The 25901-nt window shown below is 35.9% G+C and carries 22 protein-coding genes, 1 tRNA gene and 1 pseudogene; 15 read left to right on the top strand and 9 right to left on the bottom strand.

The window, feature by feature from the left end; translation table 11 throughout:
• Positions 1 to 59: 59 nt before the first annotated feature.
• From JMW85_RS09125 to JMW85_RS09095, 7 genes and pseudogenes are all read left to right on the top strand, one after another.
• Positions 60 to 800, top strand: a complete 741-nt coding sequence (locus JMW85_RS09125; RefSeq protein WP_201581533.1) for a hypothetical protein — start codon at positions 60 to 62, stop codon at positions 798 to 800.
• A gap of 123 nt (positions 801 to 923) precedes the next feature.
• A pseudogene (locus JMW85_RS09120) lies at positions 924 to 1657 on the top strand (DarT1-associated NADAR antitoxin family protein).
• 717 nt (positions 1658 to 2374) lie between these two features.
• Positions 2375 to 2857 carry a hypothetical protein gene (locus JMW85_RS09115; RefSeq protein WP_201581532.1) on the top strand — a complete coding sequence of 161 codons (483 nt, stop codon included), beginning with the start codon at positions 2375 to 2377 and terminating at the stop codon, positions 2855 to 2857.
• Positions 2858 to 3050: 193 nt separating this feature from the next.
• Positions 3051 to 4061 carry a hypothetical protein gene (locus tag JMW85_RS09110; RefSeq protein WP_201581531.1) on the top strand — a complete coding sequence of 337 codons (1011 nt, stop codon included), beginning with the start codon at positions 3051 to 3053 and terminating at the stop codon, positions 4059 to 4061.
• A gap of 26 nt (positions 4062 to 4087) precedes the next feature.
• Positions 4088 to 5077 carry a hypothetical protein gene (locus JMW85_RS09105; protein ID WP_201581530.1) on the top strand — a complete coding sequence of 330 codons (990 nt, stop codon included), beginning with the start codon at positions 4088 to 4090 and terminating at the stop codon, positions 5075 to 5077.
• Positions 5074 to 5718, top strand: a complete 645-nt coding sequence (locus tag JMW85_RS09100) for a hypothetical protein (protein WP_201581529.1) — start codon at positions 5074 to 5076, stop codon at positions 5716 to 5718. The genes JMW85_RS09105 and JMW85_RS09100 overlap by 4 nt, the downstream gene beginning before the upstream one ends.
• Positions 5719 to 5761: 43 nt before the next feature.
• Positions 5762 to 8080: a site-specific integrase gene (locus JMW85_RS09095; RefSeq protein ID WP_201581528.1), complete on the top strand. Its 2319-nt coding sequence runs from the start codon at positions 5762 to 5764 to the stop codon at positions 8078 to 8080.
• A 394-nt stretch (positions 8081 to 8474) separates the two neighbouring features.
• On the opposite strand, the gene JMW85_RS09090 is transcribed toward JMW85_RS09095, so the two are convergent.
• From JMW85_RS09090 to JMW85_RS09065, 6 genes are all read right to left on the bottom strand, one after another.
• Positions 8475 to 10382 carry a DUF3800 domain-containing protein gene (locus JMW85_RS09090; RefSeq protein WP_201581527.1) on the bottom strand — a complete coding sequence of 636 codons (1908 nt, stop codon included), beginning with the start codon at positions 10380 to 10382 and terminating at the stop codon, positions 8475 to 8477.
• Between the two features lie 24 nt (positions 10383 to 10406).
• Positions 10407 to 11471, bottom strand: a complete 1065-nt coding sequence (locus tag JMW85_RS09085; RefSeq protein WP_201581526.1) for a nuclease domain-containing protein — start codon at positions 11469 to 11471, stop codon at positions 10407 to 10409.
• A 146-nt stretch (positions 11472 to 11617) separates the two neighbouring features.
• Entirely contained in the window at positions 11618 to 13087 is a 1470-nt protein-coding gene (locus JMW85_RS09080; RefSeq protein WP_201581525.1) for a DUF2357 domain-containing protein, read from the bottom strand.
• Complete coding sequence (locus JMW85_RS09075; protein WP_201581524.1) at positions 13087 to 13920, bottom strand: hypothetical protein; 834 nt, start codon at positions 13918 to 13920, stop codon at positions 13087 to 13089. Before JMW85_RS09075 ends, JMW85_RS09080 begins: the two co-directional genes overlap by 1 nt.
• On the bottom strand, positions 13914 to 15302 hold the full coding sequence (locus JMW85_RS09070) for an AAA family ATPase (protein WP_201581523.1): 1389 nt from the start codon (positions 15300 to 15302) through the stop codon (positions 13914 to 13916). Before JMW85_RS09070 ends, JMW85_RS09075 begins: the two co-directional genes overlap by 7 nt.
• Positions 15303 to 15337: 35 nt before the next feature.
• A complete protein-coding gene (locus tag JMW85_RS09065; protein ID WP_201581522.1) occupies positions 15338 to 15577 on the bottom strand; it encodes a hypothetical protein in 240 nt (79 codons plus the stop codon).
• 280 nt (positions 15578 to 15857) lie between these two features.
• Here JMW85_RS09065 and JMW85_RS09060 point away from each other — a divergent pair, with 280 nt between their 5' ends.
• Positions 15858 to 17768 (top strand): AAA family ATPase, encoded by a 1911-nt coding sequence (locus JMW85_RS09060; protein ID WP_201581521.1) that lies wholly within the window; start codon positions 15858 to 15860, stop codon positions 17766 to 17768.
• Between the two features lie 7 nt (positions 17769 to 17775).
• Positions 17776 to 19071, top strand: coding sequence for an McrC family protein (locus tag JMW85_RS09055; RefSeq protein WP_227681764.1), 1296 nt, complete (start codon positions 17776 to 17778; stop codon positions 19069 to 19071).
• 299 nt (positions 19072 to 19370) lie between these two features.
• On the opposite strand, the gene JMW85_RS09050 is transcribed toward JMW85_RS09055, so the two are convergent.
• Positions 19371 to 19447 (bottom strand) — tRNA-Asp (locus JMW85_RS09050).
• Positions 19448 to 19762: 315 nt separating this feature from the next.
• Between JMW85_RS09050 and JMW85_RS09045 the strand changes: the two genes are divergently transcribed.
• The 6 genes from JMW85_RS09045 (at position 19763) to JMW85_RS09025 (ending at position 23624) form a co-directional block, all read left to right on the top strand.
• Complete coding sequence (locus tag JMW85_RS09045) at positions 19763 to 20347, top strand: hypothetical protein (RefSeq protein ID WP_201581519.1); 585 nt, start codon at positions 19763 to 19765, stop codon at positions 20345 to 20347.
• 84 nt (positions 20348 to 20431) lie between these two features.
• Complete coding sequence (locus tag JMW85_RS09040; RefSeq protein ID WP_201581518.1) at positions 20432 to 20905, top strand: hypothetical protein; 474 nt, start codon at positions 20432 to 20434, stop codon at positions 20903 to 20905.
• Between the two features lie 197 nt (positions 20906 to 21102).
• Complete coding sequence (locus JMW85_RS14300; RefSeq protein ID WP_227681762.1) at positions 21103 to 21393, top strand: hypothetical protein; 291 nt, start codon at positions 21103 to 21105, stop codon at positions 21391 to 21393.
• A gap of 2 nt (positions 21394 to 21395) precedes the next feature.
• The gene (locus JMW85_RS09035) at positions 21396 to 22163 is read left to right on the top strand and encodes an HNH endonuclease (RefSeq protein ID WP_227681760.1); all 768 of its coding nucleotides are present in this window, start codon (positions 21396 to 21398) and stop codon (positions 22161 to 22163) included.
• A gap of 19 nt (positions 22164 to 22182) precedes the next feature.
• On the top strand, positions 22183 to 22833 hold the full coding sequence (locus tag JMW85_RS09030; RefSeq protein WP_201581517.1) for a class I SAM-dependent methyltransferase: 651 nt from the start codon (positions 22183 to 22185) through the stop codon (positions 22831 to 22833).
• 158 nt (positions 22834 to 22991) lie between these two features.
• A complete protein-coding gene (locus JMW85_RS09025; RefSeq protein WP_201581516.1) occupies positions 22992 to 23624 on the top strand; it encodes a hypothetical protein in 633 nt (210 codons plus the stop codon).
• An 87-nt stretch (positions 23625 to 23711) separates the two neighbouring features.
• Here JMW85_RS09025 and JMW85_RS09020 read toward each other — a convergent pair whose 3' ends face one another.
• Both JMW85_RS09020 and JMW85_RS09015 read right to left on the bottom strand, forming a co-directional pair.
• Positions 23712 to 24431, bottom strand: coding sequence for a 3'-5' exonuclease (locus JMW85_RS09020; RefSeq protein WP_201581515.1), 720 nt, complete (start codon positions 24429 to 24431; stop codon positions 23712 to 23714).
• A gap of 194 nt (positions 24432 to 24625) precedes the next feature.
• Positions 24626 to 25837 carry a hypothetical protein gene (locus JMW85_RS09015; RefSeq protein WP_201581514.1) on the bottom strand — a complete coding sequence of 404 codons (1212 nt, stop codon included), beginning with the start codon at positions 25835 to 25837 and terminating at the stop codon, positions 24626 to 24628.
• Between the last annotated feature and the right edge of the window lie 64 nt (positions 25838 to 25901).

Genomic DNA, 25901 nt, shown 5'->3' with positions numbered 1-25901 from the left:
TCATCAATTGGTAGCGTTAACATTTAACACAGCATACCCAAATAAAAAGGCCGTCCCCAATGACCGATACTAATCTTTATAACCCGTATAATTTTGCACCTTTGCAACCAACTGGTAGAAACGAGACCAACACTGCCAATACCTATGCGCCTGAAGATATGATTAAAATATATGAGCAGCAGTTTCTTATTCCAGTACCTGAAGAAAAGCTGACTGAGTTTCTACCCGCGCTAAAAAGTTTCTATGATATTGACGATCATACGTTAGATGTCAGTGCCATTATTTTCGACGCAATCGCAGACGCCTCTATCATTTACAACCATAAAATCAAAGTGGGCGACTATCAAATACTAGGTGGATTGATAGAGGAGGCGATTGAATATGATGAAGACAGTGATGAAAACAATAATGATGACCATGCCACTGAAGACCTATCCGTTGAAGACAAAGACATTCAAGCCTATACACTAGAATGTAAGCGTACTTTTTTCATTAATGAGGTAGAGATACCTTATCATTTCAACTTGTTTATTTATGGTGACGGTTATTCTACTTTAACCAAAAAAGAAACCGTGCTAGAAAAAATGTATTGGTTCGTTAGAGGACGCTTCGAAGAAAATCTATTAGACGACACTGAAGATAATGACAGTTTAGACTCGATCAATGAGCAGCTAGCGAGTTTGGGTATTCGGGAAATGGATTTGACCACCATAGACGAAGTAATAAGCTATGTGGAAGACAGTATCATAGATGATGCCATGGTAGAGGCGCTTAACAAGTTATTAGATGCGGCTGAGTAGGTAGCTATCCGTAAAATTGATGTCAAAACAACACGTTTTAACGTCAATTTTTATAAGAGCCGTTGTAAAAGAATATTTATATAAGACTAGCTATAAAAGACTATTGATATAAGGCACATTGCTATGCAACAAACACAGAATTCTGTGGATCAAAGACAAGATATTGTAGAACACAGACCCGTATTTATGCCGAGAACCAACAGTGACAATCTGGTAAAAACAGACATGGTTAGGTTTGAGCGGCATGTGGGGTTTGCTAGTCGCCAGAAGAAAAAATCCATCAATGATATGCATCAAGTCATTCGCAAAAAATATGGGTTTAATCACGTCTTAGAGTTATCGAGTAAATCTGGCAACAAATTGAGTTTTCCGCTGAGTCCATTGAGCTTAAAGCTAACGAATGAACAAGATGGGCAGCAGTATAGTGTCGAAAATGCCTTTCAAAGCAGTATGGTTTTTGAGGATGGTGGTCCCTATACTGACTTGCTAAGTGCGCCGCCAAGACAAGCCAGAAAGGACGAGCGATTAATGACCTCGGGGAACTGATTGGCTATAATTATTTTGGCATGGAGTGGAGCGTAGAGCCATTGACGACATTTTATGACTGGCTCTATGTCAATGCTCTAAAGCAAAATCCGCACCTGCATGAAGAAGTTATGCAATATCAAGCCTTTACAGATCTTGAATTTAATCCTAAAAAAACGATCCATTGTGCGGCTTATGCGCTGGCGATGTTTGTGGCGCTTAATAAACGCGAGTTGCTTGATAACATTGAAGACCCTGCGGTATTTTTTAATCTATATCATGAATTCAAAATAAGTAATACTGAACAGCTTTTGGAAGAGGGTTGGGTTTGATCGTTAGAGCGGTAATTTATGTAGTAAAAATTATCAAGATAAACTTATGCTAACCAAGTGACTTTATGATATATGAGAATAGCCAAGCTTGTCTTGGCTTTTTCATGCCTAAAAAATCAAGCACCTTAGTCTGGTTGATTTTAGTGTTATATATTTCAACAGAACGCTTATTACTCTTAATTATGTAGATGTGATATAAGCTTACAAATACCAGGGCATGTCCTCATTTTTAACCCATTTAGATAATTATCGATTGAATTGAGGACAGGCCCTAAGTATGACTGTAATTCTGGAAAACTAGACAAAAAAAATCTTCACTTCTTATTTAAGAAGTGAAGATTTTAGTGCTTTTTTAAGCCATATTTGGAGCGGGAAAAGAGATTCGAACTCTCGACCCCAACCTTGGCAAGGACGCCAACCAAAGTAACATTGATGTTCATAAACCTGAAACCTATTATTTTAAAGGGTTTCAGGTTTTTTTATGTGTATAAATATTTATGAATAACAGGTATTACAATAGATTAAATATATTTATGGACACTAGTATATTATGGTAATATGATACCAACCAAAATATATTTTAGCATGCCTGCCCTATCGAAGTTAATTGATTTTTTGGTATATGCCTCTGACATATAGGTTATTGATTATGGCGAAGCGCACTAAGAAGGCAATAAGAAGAAGCGTTAAAACTCTTACCGCAATGGAGATTTAATAGTGCATGAATGCGCTATTAAACCGTATCAGATATTTTGCGAATGGATTGATGCTGAAGTTAATGAGTTCTCTTCAGATAGAACACTATTATTTGAAGTCGTCGAAATCGATGAGCAGTATTGTTTTTTTGAGGGTTTTAGAGAAGTGTCTTTGCTGATGGATGGCACTGAAATATCTATTAGAAGGGTAGATATTTCTAAAGCAGAAGTTGAGCGGCGCGCTTGGTCCTACTTGATAGAAGAGTTGAGAAAGTTGAACCCTATCAATCCTAGAATTTTCGAAGCTATAAAAAATAATATGCCCGTCTCAATACAACGTACTTTACTAGGGAGGGCGCTGACTATTCAGTACATGTTAGATAAAAAAACTCTAGAGCGTCATCATTATGATTATCAAGTGAGGCGCATGCGTAATCAGTGTGCTAGTGAAATACCCTCATTCTCTGAGTTAATTGATGAGGTGCGCTATGCTGATAGTAAGTAATGTGGAAAAGTTAATACCAGCCACTGACGATGTTTATACCGATGATCTTAGTAATTTCTTTTTAACTGTCGCCAATTTAGTCTCAAATGAATTTATGGATATCACCATTGAGGTTGAACAATTAGAGTTTTTGACTTCAGAATGTTTAAAAAAATATACGACTCATACAAAGGTAAGTTGACTAAGCCCAAATTTGACTCGAGCATTTATTGCTAGTACTTATCATCTACCAGAACTTAATGCTAGTAGCCCAAGTAAAGAATGGTTGTGGGTTGCTAAATTGAGCCATTTACTAATCTATTTTGCTCAAAATGACTTGCCTAGACGTATTGGTGAGACTACGGCTGAAGCTAGAAAATGGATGAATCCAGCAAGTGGCAATTACGGTATTTGGAAGCATTGTTATTTAACACTACAAGCTGATACGTTACAGGCTACTTATGAAAGGTTTGAAAGTTATCGAGTCGAACTAGAAAGCAATAATACTCCTACTCTCAAGTCATTTATCAAAATTTATCGAACTATTGACTTCGCATTCAACAACAGGGATAGCATAACGCGCACTTCCTTAGGTAGAAAACAGACTAAACAGAGCAAAATTGATGAGCCAAAAATTGAGTATGTGACGCAAACGGATGTAGATGATGATACAGATGAGCTAGTATTAGTCACAAGTTTTGAGAAAACAGAGAGTGGTAATGATATTAATCGTGAGCGATTAGATGATCCAATTCCTGATTTCAATTATATCGAGCAAAAAACTTTAAAAGAGACCGAGAAGTTCTCAAGTAATCAGATTTATCGAAGAACGCGAGCGAAATTTGCGCATGTAAATAAAAATGAGAGGTTTGTGAGTAGCAATATCCGTCAGTTACCGTTAACTGCTATTAAAAATATAGCATTTAAATTGTGGCAGTGGTTCGATGACTATAATGACAGTGAAGCTGATAGGGACAAAAAACGAGCTATAGCTTATTTGCTGCTTTCTTTATACACGGGTCATTCAGTCGCTAGATTGGCTAATGATATTAATAATAATCATAAAGAAATCATTGATATTAGTGCTCGTAAAGCAAAGTACGAATTTATCATTAATTTAGATATCACGCCGTTACGCATTAGAACGACAGGAATAGAGTCAGTTATTGCTAACCGATTAACGCAGTTTAAACTACCAATACCTGAGCATTGGGCGTCTTTTTAACCTATAAAGGTTATCCGGATTCAGCATTGATTAATGAGGTCATTGCTGATCTACGAGCAACTTTAGCGCTACCACTTATTAGTTTAGGTAGAATTGAAAAGTCGCTGTATACCATTCTCATTTATGAAGTCAGTAGCACTCAACTAGCCACTATCATTACCTCACGTAATAGTAGAAAAAGGGCTGATATTTGGTATAGCTCGCATGATATTAATGAGGTAAAAGAAGTCTATTACGATGCGATTCAAATTCTAACAGACCGCTGCCACAAAAATAAATCCAGCGTCATTGAATATTTATCCAAGGTAGCCCTTAGTGATGATGCTATTGGCAGTCAAAACAGCCCTGACTATCCGATAGTCAGTTTATTCATTAACTATCTGTATCAAAAGGTAGTAACCACCACAAATTATAGAGAAAAATTCAATTTTTATAATTTATGGCTTTGGCATGTGTCCCTTTTACTAACGTCTATTAGAGCCGTAGAAGGCGCACCGGGTTATTTAAACCAAATAAACCTGCAAACAGGTATCGCTTGGATTTCTGATAAAGAGGAAAGGGTAACGGGTAATAGTCAGCGAAGGGTACCTATTTGCTCATTTTTAACAGAAGGCATTCAAAACTTCTTACGTTACCTAGGAAGCTTCGCTAAGCGTTATGGACGCTTAGATCCTAATTTCAGTATTGAAGTTAATAAAATTCTGGCGTCTGAGCGCCCCCTATTAAATTTTATAGATAAAAAAGGGACCTTTCACCCCTTGCGGCCAGCCATTGTTAGTCAAGAATTGGGTGAGAAATTTCGCTTTAAAATAGATTGGACACGACACGTTGGGCAAAGATTTTTACATGAATATGGGTTAGATGAAGCAGTCATCTTAGCGATCTTTGGTCATGAAATGATAGGGCAAGAAGCGTGGAGAAGAAACTCAGCACTGTCTATAGGGCACATATTAGCCGCTAAAAATACTTATCACCAGCTGGCAGTGAGACTTAAGCTACAGCAGGTTATTTTATGACAAAGACACAACAACATACTCTATACGGTCATCTAAGACGGTCAGCAAAATCGCAGGATCAGCGCAAGCAGGCATTACAGCATACTAAAGAGCTGTGTCAAAACGCGTGGGATGCTTTTATTGAGGAAAACCAGTACTCAGATGCGATAACGGATGGGCAAATTTATAATTTATACGAATTGCTCTATAGAGAGATCGAGCAAGCTGTGTCAGCGCATCTACTACCATTTGCGTTATTCGAGCGCATGCGTTTTTTTGATAAAGTTAATGAAGTACGTCAAAAAAGATATCTGCCGTTACTGCCAAAGCCAATCATAGCTGTACGTCCACAGCGCCCTAAAAATATCAATGATTTTGATGAGTTTTTATACTTGTCTAAAGCCCAAAATATTGTCACACAAGCGTTTAATGTATGGCAGAAAAAAAATACCTTTAGCGTACTTGATTGTGTAAGTTGGTTTTTATTTTCACTAGTTAGTTTTGCAGGTTATAACGATGAAAAGATGCTCAAGGCAATATACGAGTATCTCAAAGATAGTAAAACGATATATCAGTTATTTGACGACATGCTTATCATGCCACTCAGGCTATTATCACCTGACTATGGCAACGAAGTTACTCCTATAGAGGGGGAGAGATGAGGTATATCAAACGCGCCTGATAATTATAGATGATATTAGCCGTTTGTGGCTGCTCAAGCTACAACGCCAGCGTCAAGCGCAAAGCGATTTTCCTAAATACCGTCAAATTATTCAAAGGCTAGGTGAATTTGTTGGAGAGAGCTTCACAGTTAAATCAATCCATAAATCTAACTATTTGCAGCATATTTCAATCTACTGGCAAACTCTACCAGACGTGTATTTGGACATTCAACTGGTTCAAGTACTAACAGGTCAGCAAAAGCAAACATCAATATCAACATCGCAACTACTTAGGTATTTTCAGAGCATTAAAACACCCAAGGTGGTTCTGTCTGATGAGCATGTTAGCAAATTAATGATTGGGCCTAGTACTAGTAACAATGGTGATAACATACTTGATGCTGTCAAAGTCGAACGATTTAGGTCTGATGCAGTTAAAGAGATACGCACGATACTTAATAACGATAAAAAACAGGTTCAACCACAGCTAGTAAGTCTACTAACCCAAAACCTATATCCCAATCAACAACGATTGGTTAGATGGATGCTGGACTTATGTATCAATGGTAATAAAATTAACACCTTAAAGCGGTATTTGTCTGAGATCGGCAATGGCTTTATCGCAGGGACACGTACTGCTGATTTTTTGCAATGGTCAAAACATGATTATCACTATGTATATAACGAAATTATTGCAGAGAAAAACCCAAATAAATTAGGGTATACAAAAACAGTTATTTGCTCACTGCATGATTCTTTAAAGAAACATAACAAAGCGCCTGAAATTGATATCAGAGGAGGCGGTGATGCGCAAATAGTATCGAGCTACCTAGTTCCTCAGAAAGTTTATCATACTATTCTTGATTGTATCGCTGAGCAAGAGACGCTGAGTGAATACTATAAACAAGCTCTTAGCATCGTGACAATACTGCTATACCGTACCGGCATGCGTATCAGTGAAATATTAGGGTTGCAGGTTAAAGATATCGAATACGATAATCAAGGTTTTATGGAGTATAACCTCATTGTTCGGTCTAACGCTCATCGTGATTTGAAATCAGATGACGGTACGCGGCGAATTTATTTATCAGTATTGCTTTTGCCAGAAGAGCTAGAAGATTTTAAAAGGTTCTTTCATCTAAAACAGGGTCAGTCTTCTCGCTATTTATTTACTTTAGATTATCAGTCCACCCCATTGTCTCGTTATAGTATTGAGCAGCCACTAAAATGCATGTTAGAAAATACGGCTTATCACGATCTTACCCTACATAGCTTTCGTCATAATGCGATATCGAATATGGCGCTTATAATCAAGTGTCACCCAATATTTGTCATGCAGTTCATGGATTACGATGAGATAAAAATCCATGATATTAAAACTCATTTTTTAGGCAAAGTGCGCAGCGTTTCGACAAATCACTGGGATGCGCTAATGGAGTTTGCAGGTCATGCCAACCTCATCACGACTTTTAGCTCATATATTCATACCGCTGATATTATCGCAAGTCATCAATTGCAGCAGGCTAAATTGACCCTGCCTTTGGATGTTGTGAATAAGTTGATTGGTACTAGTCGTATGGACCTAAAGCAGCACAATAAAGATGCCTTAGATAGTAGAGATGACGCTGTCAATCTCATTAACATTAGACAATACGTGAATCGTAAGGTTGATTGTGAAAAATTAGCCTTTACTCACAAGGTAAAAGCGCCTTATCCAACTAGCCATAATAGCAACACTATCAAAAAACAGTCTTCAGCCGTATTTGGTAGCTATAGCCGTGAAATGATAGAAAAGCTGTTATGCGACATAGAAGATGGGCAAACGCTAGGGGAAGCTAGTAGCTTGAACTTTAGGTATGATGATGCATTGATGATTTATGAGCGCGCATTGAGCTTGATAAAAAAAGACGATGGAACGCTTAATCATAAGCTCATCTCTAAAAGACGTAAACAGCGCTCCGATCATATTTTAATCGCGCCAACACCGCTGCATTATCATGAAGAGCAAGCGCTTGCATATCAATGTTTTGACAATCTTGAGACGCTTTATAAGTCCAAAGCGAGTAGGCATGAAATTAAACCCATGCTTCAATTATTCTACGAAAAAACCAATACCTCAAAAAGTGAGATTCGTTTTACATTTAAACAAAAAAAGGATTTTTATAAATACTTAGATACCATGTGCCAGATTCTACCGAGCAAGCATTGGCGGGTAAATATTAACTGTATTGAATCCGAGTCCTACACCAACGAGAAGAATAAAAAGACGTATCGCCCTGTTGTCAATAAAGCTGCTCAGCTTAGACGTATAGAAGAGTTTAGAAAAAAGCCCCTAGTTTCGAAGGTCAGGTCACTAGCTTAGGTACATACAACGGTTATGCATTAACAGTTATTAGTTCACTTAAGCAGAAGGGTAAATCAAAATTGTCTTCGGCTTTGATGAGTTATGTTTTGCATTTTTTGCTAATTGTTGATGGTTTGACTGATTGATACTTCTTAAGTTTAGTTGTACAGTTTTTCCAGCATAGGTCAGACATTGCAATAATCTTTCTTATGTCACTTATCAATTATTACATAGCCTCAACTTTATGTTGTGTAAGTCCGCCCCCAATCCTGTACTTCCATTACTTATCCTTAAATTTTTTTGTATATATTTAATACTTGATAGTTCGTATCTTAGCTAGCTAAATCATATCGCAAGTTAAATAGTAGATTAGGTGAATCGCTATCCGTTGATGCTTTGATACTATTTATATTTAACTTAGGGTGTTTAGAATCATAATGATTAAGGTTTTTAAGTTATTATTAATGAAGTCTAACTGAACTTGGTTCATTGCAGACAAATACTTTGCAATAGGACTTAATTCCACTAGTTCAAGGCTTTGTGCACTCTTGAGGTAATCATGGGACTCTCTTTTCAAACCTTTAAAATGATAAAACAAGCTTAGCTCTCGACATCTCAACATATCTATATATTGCATGGAGAAACTATTTAATGAAATACCGTTCACTATATCGTTAACTCTCGTTATCAATTCCTTAATATCTGACTTTTCAGAGATAAGCAGTTTTTGATTTAGTACAAATAGAAAGAAGAAGTAGTCAAACTCTTGAACATCTTCATTTCCACTTATATAGTCAATAGCTACATTGATAGCCTCATCTAGTCGATGCTCTTTACTTAGTATTAGTAGTCTCAGGCAGAAAATACGGCTCTTATCAGATTTATGGCTTAGATAGGGTAATATATCTTCAATATAGCTTTGGATTACTTCTGTTTTATCAGAGCTATAATTTAGTGTCATGCAGCGTACTAGGGTGCTTTTAGCACGAATTGCCATACTAGAACGTAAGAAGTCTGACTTCTCCATATCAGGTGAAATTAACTCCCAGATATTGCGATACTCATCTATCATATCCCAATGAGCACGAGCTAAAACTTCAGACTTTTCAAAATCTAAAGAGTTAACGTATATCTCTATTTCTCTAGAGTGAAAATCTAATATTATTGGAAAATTGCTTGGGTCTGATATAATTCCGTTAATTATAGATTTTTGTTTCTGTACTACTTCTTTAGCCTTATCAACGTCACCAATATGGTTCAAGCACAGTAAAGTTAAATTATTTAATTTAAATTGAAAAGAATCAAAATTGCGAATACTTAGTTCTGTATTAGCATCTTCAAGTATACGTAGTAGCTTTATTAAAATATTTGATTTTTGAAAATAACTTTTATAGACTGTCTTATCACGCCATACCCTTTCTAATAGTCCTTCGAAGTATATTTTTGCTCCAGAAGAGCCTGTCCGTGTAAATACCGTCTTGATGAGTCGGTACAAAGTAGATTCATAATCTTTATTTTTAGGATGTTTATCTACTAATTTTAGGCTATCGAACAATGCATTAATATAATTTTGATTACGCTCATGATTCAAGATCCTTCTTAGTTCAGGTGAAGCAAAAGTTTCAAAAGAAAATAATTGCCTATCATCTTTCAAATCGCTCAATATTTTATGGTTTTCTGAAAATCTTTGGTTATAAGTTATATTGCATATGAAGTCTGCACAAATTAGTCCCCATTGATATTTGGCATCTCTCATATGTACTTCTATATTGTTCAATAGGGCAATTTGTCCCGAAGCTACTAAGTCTGACTCTACTGCTTTAGGCAGTGCCTGCAATATTTCCTGATCAATATTAAATTCAGTAGTTTGGCGGACTGTATTAATCGTTCTTGTCGCTATAACTAAGTCTAAATGAGTTATTTCAGAATTGAAAAATTCGTGAACGGCAGTTTCAGCCTGAATAATCAAATCTAAAAGCATCAAGCGGTAGGTACGCTCAAGGTTATGGGCGCTGACTTTAGCTTTATTAATAGTAGTAACGAAGCAAGACGACGTATTAGCAGAATTTAAAGTTTTAAATAAATCTGTGGCAATATGTAAAGCTTTATCATTACCTGAGTTTCTACGTATTTCAGTAAGATGAAAGTCATCTTGACCGTTTAGCTCATATTTTTCGATAAGAGGGTGTATCGCAGCACGTAACTTATCTTCTGAACTCTTGAATGAATCAGCAATGATTAGTCCACCAATCAGCCAAGATTGATTAGGACTTTCGAAGTCACCCGATTCATCAATGTACAAAGTAAAATGACCATTCATGAAACTACATCCCTCAAAATTATACTATAAAAAACTTTCACAATCTGGACAAACTACATTCGAGACTTGTTCAGCTCGAGTTCTATGATAAGCCCATTTCAAACCATTTTTAAAAATGATATTTTTACAGTTAAAACAAACACTTTGAATGGTTAGTTGAGAACATTTATAACATTTCAATGTCCAAATATCATTCTTACCTTGAGTTTGTGAGTAACTTAAATTCAAGCTATTATTTTCTGAGTTACCACATGCTATACAACTCATATTATGAAATACTCGACCTTCAACATAATCTTTCTGGTCGTTTTGCTGCAAAAACATTCCAATCAATCTTTGTAAGTTATCGATTGATTGTGGATGATTAAGACTAGGACTAAGAAAGACGCCCCCGTATCTATGTCTAGCTTTGTTACTCTGACCATAGTCACAAAATCTTCCCCACTTTAATGGACTAGTAGGCGAATCTATTATTCTAGGCTTTGGATGGATAATAAAAACCTGATTATTACCACCTTCAGAGTAATTTTTATTTCTTAAATGACTTGGTTTGTTTTTATCGCTCTCATCTGAAGAATTATATAACTGGTGCACTAAACTGTCATGTGAATTCTGATTGAGGTTTTGAAATTTAGCATCTAAAACTAGACGTTTGGTAACAGTCTTAATGACGTTTATAATATAATTTTTAGAATTTGAGTCATATGAAACACTGTAAATCTCATAAGTTAAATCGATTACGATATCTGGACGCTTACCGCTACTAAGTATTTTTTCATAGGTTATTTCAATCGATTGAGAGGTATTTTCACATTTCATCATCAAACTTATGTTGTACTGCTCGCTTTGTACTGATTTAATTAGTTTACTTTGCCAGTCCTCTTGTAAAACAAAACCATAAATGTTTTTGAGTATTTGAATAGTTTTAATTAAACACCATTTCTCGTATAGATTAGATATATTAACCAAACCTATCTCATCTATTTCTAACATCGCATCAAATAGGCTTTGATCCAAACCATTCACATCCATAATTTGTTTAAAAAATTTCTTACAGCCTGCATACAATGGGTTCTGAATGAACACCATACTATTTGGACTGCTTGCTTGCTTTTTAACGTTATTGGTCTTAAAGAAATTTAAAACTTTCTTCAAGCTTGTAATTTGTGTAGGAAGTTGTGAGGATACTGTACTGATTTGCTGTTCAGCTTGTTTGTAGATTTCAGTTCTGCGATCTAATATTGAAGCTTCTTTTTTAATTCTTGTTTTTCTCTATAAGTAAGTGGTTCCGTCCAGGCTTTTTCCTCAAGCTCAACCTTACGAGCCTCAATTTCTTTAAGTTTATTAGCTAAGTTTGTATATTCATAAATATTATTTATATCAAAATCTATCCAAGTTATTTTATGAAAAATAAATATATCATTCACTTTTGTTTCTACATAATTTCCATTATTATCATATAGTGGTTTTTGAGATCTATTTTGAGTTAAAAATCCAGCAAAATTCAAGTAATATGAAATCTTACTTAAGTCTATAGACGCAAAAGCATTGTCATGAATCTTAAATCTAATAGTATCTGCTCCATATACCTCTTTAAACTTATCTCTGCCTACTCCATTTAATTCATTAATGAAAAATCCATTTTCATTATTTAGTTTTGTACCAGGCCTGATATTAAAATCGAAATGACTTAAATCACGAGTAGTAGGATTTTCATTGGGTTCTATGTATATCTTTAGCTGTTCGAACCTAACTACTATATTCTTTAACTGCTCCTTAATAGTGTCAATTTCACTTTGATATACATCCTTATCAATGATGTTAACTTCCTGATTTAATAACTCATCCTTCCATTCATTTGTATCATCAATTTTCTGTTGATAGCTCTTAACTTGATTATTTGCTAACCGATCAAGGTTTTGCAATAAATATAGTGTCTTAGACACACAATAGTGAATGTATCTGTTTTCTGCAGTATTATAGCTTTCGTAAAAATCTCTGCTGGTGGCGTACTTTCGATTGGGTTTCTGTATTAATTCTCTAAAAGTTCGAGGTATAGGCTTAACTTTCTTAATTGGTAATAAGTTTTGTCTCTCAGATAAAAACATATTAGGATTTCTGATCAAATCTATTGATACATCAATAAAATTTTTGAATACTTCTAATACATCCTCTTGAAATATATTTGGGACTTCTTTACTTATTTTTGCTTTAGCAGGATTATTAGTGTCTAAAATCAGTAGCCATAAATCGTTTTTGAAATCACTCAGATAGTGTTCAAGCTCTTTAACTGTGAATTCTAGATCATTATTTTCTATCTCTAACGATCTGTTTTGAACTACTAAAGATAACTTACCTACTGTACGGTATAGCTCACTGTAATAACGTTTATTCTTCTTGTCCCAACCACTATTTTGAATCCACCAAGTCTTATTATTTTTAGGTGACTTCAAGCAAACTAAATATTCACGCTTCCCATTTGATAGTTCAAAATATGGGGTATGTGAAACCTCACCTTCAAAACTAAAACCAAGATAATGATGCACTTTTGGATAGGTTACTGTTTGAACAGTTCCGCCTCCGTAAATAACATTATCATCAGTTTGTTGTATAGTGAGCTTGTCGTTACTTTCTTCTAGCTTGAAGACCGTTTCTTTATCAGCCCATTGTATCGCTAGGTATTTAATTTCGAGGAATTTAAACATTATCTTGACCAGTAGTTGACAACCCAATCATTTGCTTCAGCATTACCAATAACCTTCAACAACTCAGCTATACTGCTATCGGCATCATCATAAAAACTCAAGCCATTAAGCTCGTTTTGTAGATGCATACTCATTGCTCTTAAGATATCTTCGCGAAGTCTACCTTGGTTATCAATCTTTCTTCCGTCAAATAACAACTTAGGTAAAACTTTGTGTAGAATAATATTATTAAGAATTATCTTGTATTCTGTCTCAAATTTACCTAGTGCTTCAGAATATCCCAAGGCTTGGCGTATCGTACGTAAGCCGAATTCAATGCCTAGTGGATCAAGGTAATCTTTAACTAACGTGATTAAATCTTGTGTTAACTCTGACTCTCTATCAAATTCAGGATACGGTAATCGCTCACCAAGCTCAGACGAAGTAAAATTAATTGGTAAACTCATATCCAAATCAAAATCCTCAACCTCATCTTCGATTAAGCTCCAGTCTGCAAGAAGAGGACTACCGAACTTCATAATATGTGCACGATCTAAGATCTTAGGTGATAAATAATGGGTAGTTTCATCTACGTTTATCGCTCCAATAATACGTACATTTTGAGGCAACTTTATAGAGGACGGCGTATTTAAGAAACTATTTAACATTCTTTTAAGATAGCTATGATACTTCAAGAGAGAATCGCCTTCTTTGAACCCACACACTTCATGAAGCTTGGCATTGAATTCTTCATCTTTCATAATATCTATAAAGCCATTAATATCGCGATTATCTAGTTTTACTGCAGTGTCATTAATAAGCGAAATAAAGTTTCTTAACTCACTAGCTAACACCTCACCTTCAGAAGAGGAAAAAGCTGAATTTCAGGTTGTTCATCACGTTCCTCCAATAAGCTTAAAAAATCAGCAAAATAGTACTCTACACGTGCTAAATTCATTTCATCTAAGCATATTAAGTAGGGAACATGTGGATTCTGCTGGGCTTCTAGTAGCGCATCTAAAAACTTAGTAGACAGATATTTACTCTCTAAAGGATTGTAATATCCTAATAAATCTTCTGCACTTGTCCAGTTGGGCTTAACAGGTACAATAATAGATTTACCACCAATGGCTTTAGCAAATGATTTAACCAAGTTTGTTTTACCAGAACCTGAGTCACCAGCAAGTATAATAAGATCATTTGTTGAGAGTAATGCTAGAAAGTCTTCTAAAACGCTACGTTTATAGACAATATTACGTTGCCATAAGTAAGCTTGTATGTAAGCTACTGCTTGCGTGTAATTAGAATCAAAAACTTCAGAGAACTTATGACCCTCTCTCTTATCTCGTTCTTCTAAGTTAAGCAATAGCTTGTCTAAATCTTCTTCTTCTAACAAGTCGATTTTTTTCAGCATTTCTGCTTTTGTTTTGAGAATATCATTGAGCTTTGCCATGTTGCTATCCAAGTGTTTTATAAAATCTTCATATTCAGTTTCAGCTTCATTTAAAGCCTTTTGAGAAATTAATACATTTTCTTCAACTTGACCTAAAACTTGTAATAAAGCTGTTTTTTGACTCTCAAGTTCGGTTAGTTTGATGTTTAGATGGTCGTTTGAACCTTTGAGGGATTCTTTCTCTATATCTAAATCTTCAGTTATTTTGTCAACTTCTTGTTTTTTTAACTGTAGCTGACTCTCTAGTTCATTTTTTTTTGCTATTAATGCTTGATCAATTTTTTCTACAGCTTTATCAAAGTGTAATTTGTATAAATAGCTTTCCAAGTACTGATCTTCTTCAATCTGAAGAAAATTTAAAGTGGATTTTGTAAAGTCAAACTCTTCATTGATGTTCTCAACAGCAACTAAGAGATCTAGCGCTAAAGCCATCAAATCAAAAGGATTATTATGCTTATCGCGCTCATCTTTGGGTGACAAGGTAACTCTAGCTTTAGCTTTATCCCCTGTTGTGACGTGTTCAATATTAAATCTTGAAAGTCGTCCAATGAACACACCTTGCACAGGCGGTTCATAATTTAAAGGAAATCTTAGTTTTTCATTTCTATGTATATGTTTAATGTCTTCTAAAACATAGAAGGAACGTCCGCTTGATGGAGTGATCTCTTTAAGTGTACCGTATACCTCTAAAGGTTCATTAGCGTCGTAATTCCAAGCATCTTTAAGCTTAATAAAGAGCTCTTCATCAGAATCATTTTGTAGTTCTTCTTGCGTATAAACCAAAATGTCATCCTTATGTAGCAAACGGTTTACTTAAACTATTTATGGTTAAGTAGTTCTCTGATATGTTTAAAGTCACTGGTGGCATAATAGCGCGCACTTTGTTCTTTAACCGTCGTTATCTTCTGTCCATAGTCTTCAGCTTTTGCCTCATAGATACCGACAGCGTCTCTATCTATGAATAGCACATAATCAGCAGGGCCAGTACTAGTTGGGTATTCCCTAACCGCAACTCCTAGACCGGCATTAGGATTATAGTCCTTGAGCTTCTGTACCAACCGGCTTGTTTGAGCTGGCGATCGATATTGTCTCGGGCGACATCTTCAGGGCGCTGATTTTTTGTCATATTCACGCTCAATCTTAATGTTGAATTTAAATAGTCTAATATAGCTGAAAAATGTTGATAAAGCTAAGACCAACAACTGTTGGAATAAATATTATTCCACGCTAAGGGTTAGTGGTACTATGCCAAACATTGCTTTGTAAGCAAATATTGTAGCCATTAAACCCGTGAATAGGAAAAAACGTTTAACTATTCGATAAAAATAAGGTAATAGAATGAATTTTTGGCATATGCAAATGCACCAAAACAATGAAAAATGGGATTGGGCACGTGAAAAGGAGGTTCTCGAAAAGACTGGCTATATTGGTATGGGCGTTTGGGTAGAAGATGACCCATCAAACCCTCAACAAACAGATTTTGAAACCAAGATGCAGATTGGTGACATTGTTGCTGTCAGAAGAGGGAAAGAATTAATAGCTTTAACGCAGGTAATAGGTAGTTACGAGTATACAGAAAAAGTCACGGATCTAGATTGGTTTAAAAGGAGACGTAAGATTAAGATCCTAGACTGGTACAAAAATGAATATAATTATAAAGTTGCATGGCTTGGAACGTTAAAGCGATGCTCTAGTCCAACAGCAGATACTACAATTAACATAAAAAAATGGTATGAAAAAGTTATGAGTGACTCTGATATTAATGAAGTAATAGACCTTCTAAAATACAAGCATCAAGTCATATTACAAGGACCTCCTGGCACCGGTAAAACAAGACTGGCTAAACTGGTTGCTAAACAGTTAACACAGATTGAACGTAAAGGAACACCTCAAGACATAATTGATAGTTTGGTTAAGAGCTTTGATACACAGTCTAATGAAGCGAAGTTATCTAGAACAAAAAATGATAAATTGCTATCTAGGTTCTATGAATCCTTTCCTCAAGATAAATTAAGTAGCCTTGCATTGCCAGAGTATGCCATTGGACATGGAGATCAAGATTCACTCTGCTGGTGGTTAGAAGTAGGATTAGAGAGCTTAGGAAAATTCTCTCCAGGATTTTCGAATAACTATCCAATATACTGGAGCAAAAGTAATAATAAATACATGCTTAACAATAAGGTTGTAGGTGCAGCCGATGCTGAATCAGCAATGGAATTAGTTTCAAATGAACTATCAAAGCTAATCCAAAGAACCGATCTTGATAACTCAATCAAGTTTTTTGGCCCATGTTTTACTCTTAAATTGCTGCATAGTTATTTTCCAGATGAATACTTTCCTATTAACAGTGTAGATGCGCTTAATAATGCTCTGAAGTTATTGGGTAGCTATAATAAACAAATGGGAACCATTGAAAAAAACATAAAGCTCAAGGATATCTACCTCGATAAAAGACAGCTCAATACTGATCTCACTCTCATCGAATTTGCGAGCATCATTTGGGACAACTTTAATTTAAAAGATGGTGAGGAGTTATCTGAGAATGATGAAGTTATGACTCATGGAGAGTTTGAAATCATCCAATTCCATCCTGCCTATACTTATGAAGACTTTGTAAGGGGTATCGTTGCCAAGACTAATGATGCTGGAAATATCAGCTATGAAGTTGAGAATAAGATTCTCGCTGAATTTGCAAAAAAAGCTATTGATAACCCTAATGGTAATTACGTTCTTATAATCGACGAGATTAATCGCGCTAACCTACCATCTGTCCTAGGTGAGCTTATTTATGCGCTCGAATATCGTGGTGAGAGCGTTGAATCTATGTATGAGTATGAAAATACACTAGATATTAAACTCCCTAAAAACCTATATATCATAGGCACAATGAATACGGCTGATCGCTCGGTAGGTCACATTGATTACGCCATTCGTAGACGTTTTGCATTTTATGACGTATTGCCATCAAAAAAAGTAATCACATTTCAAAAAGCTACAAAGCTATTCGAATCTATTGAGAAATTATTCAAAGGTGATAGTGCTCAAATTTCTTCTGACTTTGATGCTGATGACGTTCAGTTGGGTCATAGCTACTTCTTACCATCTCAAAAGGATATATCCGAGGAAGATTTCTATAAAGAGCTTTCTATAAAACTGAAATATGAGATTAAACCCATTCTATACGAGTACATAAAGGACGGTGTTTTATTAGATAGCGCTAGAGAGGTAGTCAAAAACCTTCATGTCTAAGCTAATAATGTCAAACCACTTAGAAACTGTGCGCGAGCACGAGCAGATAGACTTGGCTTGTGAGAGTGTAGAGGTTTCAGATATATTTTTTCAAGACAATAAGAAAAATGAGCGCTGTATTCAGGTTCTTTATGGCAGAGAAAGTCTTTCGCTTAAAATGTCATATTTTATAGGCGCAGACTGGCTTGTTAAGAATCAACAAGCCATTTATGTTGCACCGAAGATTAATAATAGCGTTCAGGAAATTGATTACCTTGGCATGCTTCAATCATGTCTTACGCATGGTAGCATTGCTAAGAATACCAAAGACCTATACTACATTAAGCTAAACGAGCCTTTTATCGAAATTGACCAGCAGATGGATTTATTAACGCCACTACTAATCATGCAGTTTCTTCAAATTCTCAAAAGCTTGGTAAAGAAGGGATTGAAGCAGTCCTATTATAAAGTCGAACGCAATCTTAATAGCAGAATTAAAGGCAAAGTCTTAATTGCTCAGAATATCAAAAAGAATTTAGTTCGAAATAAAGTTACGAACACCTTTTGTAGTTATGAAGAATTTGGCTTTGATAGCATTGAAAATAGAGTTTTAAAGCATACGCTAAGCTTTGTTAGACGTTATTTATCTCAATACCCAGAATACCTTAGATCAATGAAGTATTTAATCGACTATTGCACACCTGCTTTTGAAAATGTCAGTGATGAAGTCAATTTACATGAGCTTAAAGCAGTCAAGCGTAACCCCTTTTATAAAGAGTATCAGGAAGCCTTAAAACTCTCTAAGATCATTCTTAAGCGCTTTGGTTATCATATCAGTGAAATCCAACATAGTACCGTTGAAAAGATATTAGTACCGCCGTTCTGGATTGATATGTCAAAGCTCTTTGAGCTATATGTGTTGGGACTTCTTAAAGACAAATATGGTAATAAAATATTATACCAAGCAGAAGGAACTTACGGAGAGCCAGACTACCTATTAGTTGACGACATAGAGCCGATTATTATCGATGCAAAGTATCGACCTATATATCAAGAAGATAAAAACGTTAATACTTTTATTATTAAGGATATTAGACAGATAAGTGGTTATGCAAGAGATGTGGGTATATTAGATAAGCTAGGCTACCATACGGTAGAGGAGCAATCTTCAAGTGTTGTCAGCTGTGTCGTTATTTACACTGATCAGGATAAGGGCGATAAGCTACCTGATAGTTTAACCGATGGCACATCGATTACAGGCTTTACTAAGTTCTATAAGGTGCCAATCTCTGTTCCTGTCCTTAAAAATCAAACAGCTGAATAAGCTCTGTCAAACGGGATCGTTTACCACAACCAACTTTTCACAATCTTGGTCACAAAATGGTCACCGTTTGGTCACTGAGCACTTGGTCACCGACTTTCAAAAGATAGAGCTCATGCGCAAAAACTTATCATTCATGTATTGTTAAAGAGTAGACCATTTAGTAAAGATGAATAGAGAGAAAGCATCCAGCCCTTGTAAATAAAGAGTTTAAGAGGAAAGTCAGACACAAAAACCCCCCAAACAATCTAATGTTTGAGTCAAAACTTGCTCAGATTTAACATCCGAATTCGTTTTAAATATGGCGCAGCGGACGGGACTCGAACCCGCGACCCCCGGCGTGACAGACCGGTATTCTAAACAACTGAACTACCGCTGCTTAGGTCGTCTTTAGCATCTTTTTCTACTTCGCTAAAAGAATGGTGGGTGATAACGGGTTCGAACCGCCAACATTCTGCGTGTAACGCAGACGTTCTAACAACTAAGCCAATTATATATTATCTAAAATACTGCTTTGAGTAAGAGCAATGATCTAGATTAGCTTGTTACGATATATAAGTTTCACTGAATCATAGGTATTGGGTTTTTAAATGTATTAGTAGTCATTTACTAAGAATATTAATAAATTTTTATCTATAATATCTATTTTTATTATCCAAATATTTGTTTATATTTAAAATTAGGAAGAAAAGGGATGGGTATATTTAGTAAGTCTGTATTTCTATTATTGTTAGTAGCTATGAGCTCACAAACGTATGCAAATGTTAATAAATCGAACAAGTCTATCAAAACAGCTGTAAAAGCTAGTGTTGGTAAACAGGACTTAGTCGGTCTGTTTCAGTTTTTTGAAGATAATTGTGGTTTTGACAATAATTATAATCCGACAAATAAACCTAGTAAAAAACGATTCGAAGATTTTAAAAATACATTCGTAGCTCATTCTGATAGTTATTATGTAAAGCCTCTATCTAATATACCTGCTAAATATCGCAATGTAGTTAAAAGTATTCAGATGGTGCAAGATGATCGTGAGGTCATACATTACTATGTGAATTTTAAAAATGCTACCTATCGCGGCTATGACCTTGATAAGCTTGATGTGTCTTTCATACCTTACTCAGAATATGATTATCATGATCATTTATATTTTAAGGATGCTAGTTTTTTGGCATTGAAGCCGTCATTTAAATTTCCTAGCACAGGCTGGCAGGAGAGTGATGATGGGCAAGGATTTAATCGCGAGAAGCTATCTATCACTTGTGATGGTGTGCCTCACTGATAATCTTGCAATCATAACAAAAACTAAGAATCTTATAGGAATGATTGCGTATGATTCAAAGGGATTTATCTCAAGGTATATATCATGACAGTTAATAGTATTATGAGAATAGCGCTTGCACTTAATTTGATGCTCGTCTCAACATTATCGTTTTCCTCCTCTAATGTTAATTTTAATATCAAACCTATCCCTAAGAATTTTATAGGAAAGTGGGCTGGGATGCACTCGACAAAGAAGAAGCTGACTAAGTCTATTCTGAACGACTTATGCAAAAATGGTGGTGAGCAAGACACCTCTTTTTTTGTAGATTTCAATCCAGATGGACAGAGGCTAACAAGTGTTTCATGGTGGGAAGATCTGGATACTGAATACCCTGTGTCTTATAGCAAATACACAGCAAATCATATTTCAGGCCAGTCTTTATCTATGAGTTTTGAGATGGGAGAGGAAGATACATTAGCAAGTAAAACGTTCTCCAGTTTTGAGTATAAGATTAACAATGGCAAGCTGTATGTAGGTTCAGGAGCTAACGTCATTGAAATGATGCGTTGTGATTAGATCGCCTATCAATACAACTAATAATAAATAATCTGATTTGTTTATAAAGTAAAAAAATAGAGCTCAAAGATATTGGGCTCTAAAGTATTAAAAAACTCTTGTTCTGTGAAAGCATGTCAACTTGGTATAGAAAAATTTTGCAGTACAATTGTCCTTTTTATTATAAATAACTACTGTATTTTGAAAGGACTATCATTGTGCCCTCTGCCGACTTTCAGCTTAACTTTCTAAGACGTATCCAATGGCTACTCGAGTCTAGCTCTTATACCTCAACCTATAAATTTGCCCTATTAATGGCAACGGCTAACCTGGCTATAGAGTCTGGGGTTAGTGATAATAGTGAGTGCAGTATTTCCTATGAAGAGTTAGCTGAGCAGTTTGTTCAGCTTTACTGGACACAAACACTGCCGTTTTCAGATCAAGATGATGATTCTGTATTAAAACAGAGTAATGCAGGGGTCAAGCTAAGGTTATTACTAGCATACTGAAGTTGCAACAAGAGACTCAAACGACCAGCATACGTATAGCTCGGACGCGTGATATTAAAAAGTGGCAGTCAACGATTAAAGAGGTTGCTCAGACCATTAAGAACAATCCTGCAAAGTATTTACAAAGTGCCCAAGATAAGGTCAGTCGCGAATTTTTATACGTTTATAATCCTAAAGCAAACGCCATAGTATTGATGCCTGGAATCGCATATTGCTTTACTCGTTTCAGTCAAATAATTCATAAACTCTGTCAGCAATATTGGACTGATTTTGTGCGTAAGAACCGTCATAATCAATCGTATTTCAGCGATGATATTGACCTGCAACAATTTCTATTTCATCAATCAAGACAAAACTTAAAAATACTAGAGTCCATATTAATTGATACTCAACAAGGGCAATGCTTCTACTGTCATAAAGCTTTAAAAAATAATATTGAAGTGGATCATTTCATTCCCTGGTCGAAATACCCCATTGATACCACTCATAACTTCGTACTCACTGATCATAGTTGCAACAATAGCAAACGGGATTATCTTGCTGAAGAGCTATTTTATGAGAAGTGGTTAGAGCGCAATCAACAACATGGTCATACGATTGAACAAGAAGCAAAAACCATAGGCTTTATAACCAACCAGCAACGCTCAGAGACGATTAGCCAGTGGGCCTATCAAATAGCAATAGAACATGAGGATTTGGTCTGGTCGCCAGAACCAAGTATAAAGCTACGGCCAATTAATCCTGACTTACTGCCACAGCTTAGAGCTTGATAAATAGATATGCCACTTTATGACTAAACAAGCATTCAAAAGCACCCTTAACTATTATGATGAAAATGCCGTTGAGTTTGCTTGTCAAACGGTAAGCATAGATATGCATGATTTATACGAGCGATTTATTAATCAGCTCCCTCTAAAAGACACGCAATGTATTTTAGACGTGGGCTGTGGCTCAGGTAGAGATGCAAATCACTTTGCTGAACAAGGTTATGAGGTAACAGCGATAGATGCCAGCGCCGAGTTAATTCAGTGGGCTCAGAAGCACCATATGTCGAGCAGAATTAGTTGGGTTCACTTAGATTTTAGCAGTATTAAAAATCAGGCTTGGGAAAATAAGTTTACTGGCATTTGGGCTTGTGCCTCATTGCTACACGTACCTTTTCTCGAGCTGCCTTTCGTTATGAAGTCATTATTAGAAACCTTGACTGATGATGGAGTGATGTACTTATCATTTAAATATGGGGAAGGGGAGCGAGTAGATGAGGAGCGCTTCTTTTGTGATATGAATGAATCACGCTGGAAAGCTATTGTTGCTAACATACCGCAAGTGATTGAATACGATATCTGGTTGTCGACTGATAAAAGAGCCGACTGTGAAAATGCATGGTTTAATGTGATGATCAAACGAGAAGATAATCATATTAGAAGTTTTGTAAAATGATGACTAACAACTGACAATAACTGATATAAAACTTGGCAGCTAGGTATGAGTGAGTCAATGGAACTTTTAAGTTTGTTTGAATCAGATGGCCGAATGAATAAATTCCAAAATTTATTTAAACAGATCATCTGTTTTTTGTCAGAAGAAAAATTGAGTATGTGATTATTGGTACAGTGGCATATTCAGAGTACGCACCGCCTCGTGCGACTACTAATATTAATTTCATAATCTCTGAAAGTGACTGCGGTAAACTTGAAAGCGTTCTAAAAGAAAATAACATTGATTTTATATGGAATGCCTACCAACAGCTTATCATTGCTATCAAAGATGATAGTGGTGAGACTAAAAAGTATCCTCTCGAACTTTCATTCCAAAGCGCCCATAAAGGTCTTACATTGAGTCAGCCCATACCTAAAGAGATATTTAGTGTGGCTGATGTACCTGTCGCTAGCCCTGAAATATTAGTGGCTCTATGGTGTTTGGCAGCAAGTAATGGCCACTCTAAGTCTTATTACGATGCCCAAATGATGATTAAGCTAAAGTTAGCAGATGTTGATAGATGCGCTGCTGTGATTGACAGTCTTCTTGAGAGTGATGCGAATAAAGTATTGCGTTCAATTCTCACAGGTAATGCTATGTATGTCGATACGATCAATATGGAGGAGGCGTTGATGATGCCGTCTGAACTAATCCAAACTCATGAAGAGATTGAGCGGGCGAAAGCTCATCGCTATAACGCTGCACAAGAGCGTCGGCGTCAATTGTGTAAGGCAATACAACAGACGAAATAAGATGATCGTTTGCGCTTTTATTATACTGATGTTATAAGCTGGTAGAATGGGCGAATAATAAAAGTGTTAGCTTGGTGGTATGCATATTTAAGCAGACTGCTCTAAAGCATTCGTACAAGCTTCAGCCAAATAAGGATCAACCGTATCTTGTTTAAGCAGCCATTTAAGATAGCCAGTACCTTCAGAGCTAGCGGCTAAATCTGCAATAGCCTGACCCTTGTATTTACCAAAGCTTAAATGCGTCGGTATACGCGCCATTTCACTAAATTCATATAAGCTTTCTATATCATTTATCTCATGGCCTTGGCTATTAGCTAAATCAATCAAACTACCTAGCACCAGCTCAGTGAAGTAAATATCAGCAATGGCAGCATGTGCATCCTTTGCTTGAGCACGGGCTATATCACGGTGAAAGTGATAGAGCAGGGATACTAGCTTATGGCTTTCAAGCGTAGGAAGCAGGAAGTTAGACATTGCATTGGTACATATCAGATTAGGTACATGGGTCACGCCAGCATTTTTAAGAACAGCCATATCAAAATCAATATTGTGACCGATCAAGTACTCAACACTACTAGGTAGTCGAAAGTCTGTGTGAGGTGGCTCATCCATCACATCCTCATCACAGATATGTGATATCGCCATAGAGCCTAAGCTGATTTCTTTTAGAGGGTTGAAGCGCTTCGCTCTCGGCTCCTGCAACACATTTACCTTACCATTAATGATATCAACAATAGAGTAGGCGGCTTCAGTCATGTGTGGCTCAATCAGCCCTGTGGTTTCGGTGTCGAGTATATAGGTGGTCATAATTGGCCTTGGTCGTTTTGACTTGTTATAAATAGCTGTATTATATCAGCCTATCTCTAATTGTTATTGTCATAGATTGATTATGTGAAACGCCTCAGCTAAATGAGGGTCAACCGTATTCTGTTTAAGAAGCCATTTCAGATATTCAGCATTACCCGAATGGGGCGCTAAATCTACAATCTAATACTTTAGCATTATTTCCGTTTTATCTTCTCTAAGTAATCAAGATATTGAGTTGTAGAGTCTTTTTTGACATTGAGGTTCTGAGTAGTGTTGTCTGTACGTCGAGTTCTTATTATTCTTGGTTTAGACTTAGTTTTTAATGGTTGTTTACTTATAGCATTAGTTGCGGATTCTCTTTCATTGGTGTTCGATGCTACTTTATCTCGTGGAATACGTACAAATCGTTCCTTAACGACTGTTTCAATCTCACTATTTGAACTAATAGTTTCTTCATTAATTAGCTTTAATTCAGACGTAAGACGCTCATTACTTTGTTCTAAGATACTGATATGTGTCTGACCTCTTTTAATAACTTCTTTCAATCTGCTTATTTCATCATTTACCTCTGCAAATAATTTACTCTTTTCAATCAGCTCATTCTCTAATTCAGTTTTTTCATAAGCTAAGTTATGGTAGATAGATAGAGTGACTGGTTTTCTTTTCTTGTTCTTTCCTATTCGTTGGTCTGTTGCTATCTCAACAGGACGCTTGCCTTCCATACCAAGATCTAACTCCAACATCTCACACCACTCATCCAACATCATTAGTTCATTTTTGAGTTGATAAATTTTATCATCTTTATTCTCAAGTATATTGAACGGTTCAAAGTTAGGTTCTAACATTGAAGTTAAGGATAAGATCCGTTCATCTTTATCTGCTACTTCAGTAGTTAGTTGCTGGTTAATAATAAGTTGATTGTGAAAGACACTTTCATAGTGACTGCGACGATTTTTGGCTGTGATCATCTCAGACTTGGTTTCCTCCATTCTATATTCTAATTTTTCAATTGCTTTATTTAAGTTCTCAATCTTTTTATCTCTATCTTGAAGAGTTTCTAGCACATTGGTTGTTGTGCCATGTATTGACTCAAACTCAGACCTGTACTTTGCAACTGCTTCACGCAACAAGTCTATAACTTTTTGCTTATTTTTCAGCCGCTTTTCTAACTTTAAATTTTCTTCATATACTTCGATAACTTCATCAAAGTCAGGATCGGTAACAATTTTAAGTACCTTTTCATATTCTACTTGAACCAGCTCTAGCTCTTTAGAAATCTTATTTTTAATAAAACCTAAGTCTTTGTTAGAGCTTTCCTCGTCAATAGAGTCCACCTGACGCTTAGACTCCTCCAGACTTTCGTATAATCGTTCTAGGTTGTCTTCTAAAAACTTTGCAAGTCCCATGTAGTAACTCCTCAATTAACTAAGACGATAGTAATCTAGTTGGTAAATAGGAAGGGTTTATCAG

Origin of the sequence: Psychrobacter glacincola, from assembly GCF_904846075.1 — a bacterium.
GTDB lineage: Bacteria > Pseudomonadota > Gammaproteobacteria > Pseudomonadales > Moraxellaceae > Psychrobacter > Psychrobacter glacincola_C.
The sequence above is the reverse complement of the archived record's forward strand: the minus strand, read 5'-3'. Positions and strand labels throughout refer to the sequence as shown.

What these genes read in the sequence shown, in the direction of transcription:
- JMW85_RS09060 (WP_201581521.1), top strand. Translation starts at nt 15,858, where the DNA reads ATGAATTTTTGGCATATGCAAATGCACCAAAACAATGAAAAATGGGAT.
- JMW85_RS09040 (WP_201581518.1), top strand. Translation starts at nt 20,432, where the DNA reads ATGACAGTTAATAGTATTATGAGAATAGCGCTTGCACTTAATTTGATG.
- JMW85_RS09080 (WP_201581525.1), bottom strand. Translation starts at nt 13,087, where the DNA reads ATGTTTAAATTCCTCGAAATTAAATACCTAGCGATACAATGGGCTGAT.
- JMW85_RS09085 (WP_201581526.1), bottom strand. Translation starts at nt 11,471, where the DNA reads ATGGTGTTCATTCAGAACCCATTGTATGCAGGCTGTAAGAAATTTTTT.
- JMW85_RS09090 (WP_201581527.1), bottom strand. Translation starts at nt 10,382, where the DNA reads ATGAATGGTCATTTTACTTTGTACATTGATGAATCGGGTGACTTCGAA.
- JMW85_RS09100 (WP_201581529.1), top strand. Translation starts at nt 5,074, where the DNA reads ATGACAAAGACACAACAACATACTCTATACGGTCATCTAAGACGGTCA.
- JMW85_RS09030 (WP_201581517.1), top strand. Translation starts at nt 22,183, where the DNA reads ATGACTAAACAAGCATTCAAAAGCACCCTTAACTATTATGATGAAAAT.
- JMW85_RS09055 (WP_227681764.1), top strand. Translation starts at nt 17,776, where the DNA reads ATGTCAAACCACTTAGAAACTGTGCGCGAGCACGAGCAGATAGACTTG.
- JMW85_RS09015 (WP_201581514.1), bottom strand. Translation starts at nt 25,837, where the DNA reads ATGGGACTTGCAAAGTTTTTAGAAGACAACCTAGAACGATTATACGAA.
- JMW85_RS09045 (WP_201581519.1), top strand. Translation starts at nt 19,763, where the DNA reads ATGGGTATATTTAGTAAGTCTGTATTTCTATTATTGTTAGTAGCTATG.
- JMW85_RS09020 (WP_201581515.1), bottom strand. Translation starts at nt 24,431, where the DNA reads ATGACCACCTATATACTCGACACCGAAACCACAGGGCTGATTGAGCCA.
- JMW85_RS09125 (WP_201581533.1), top strand. Translation starts at nt 60, where the DNA reads ATGACCGATACTAATCTTTATAACCCGTATAATTTTGCACCTTTGCAA.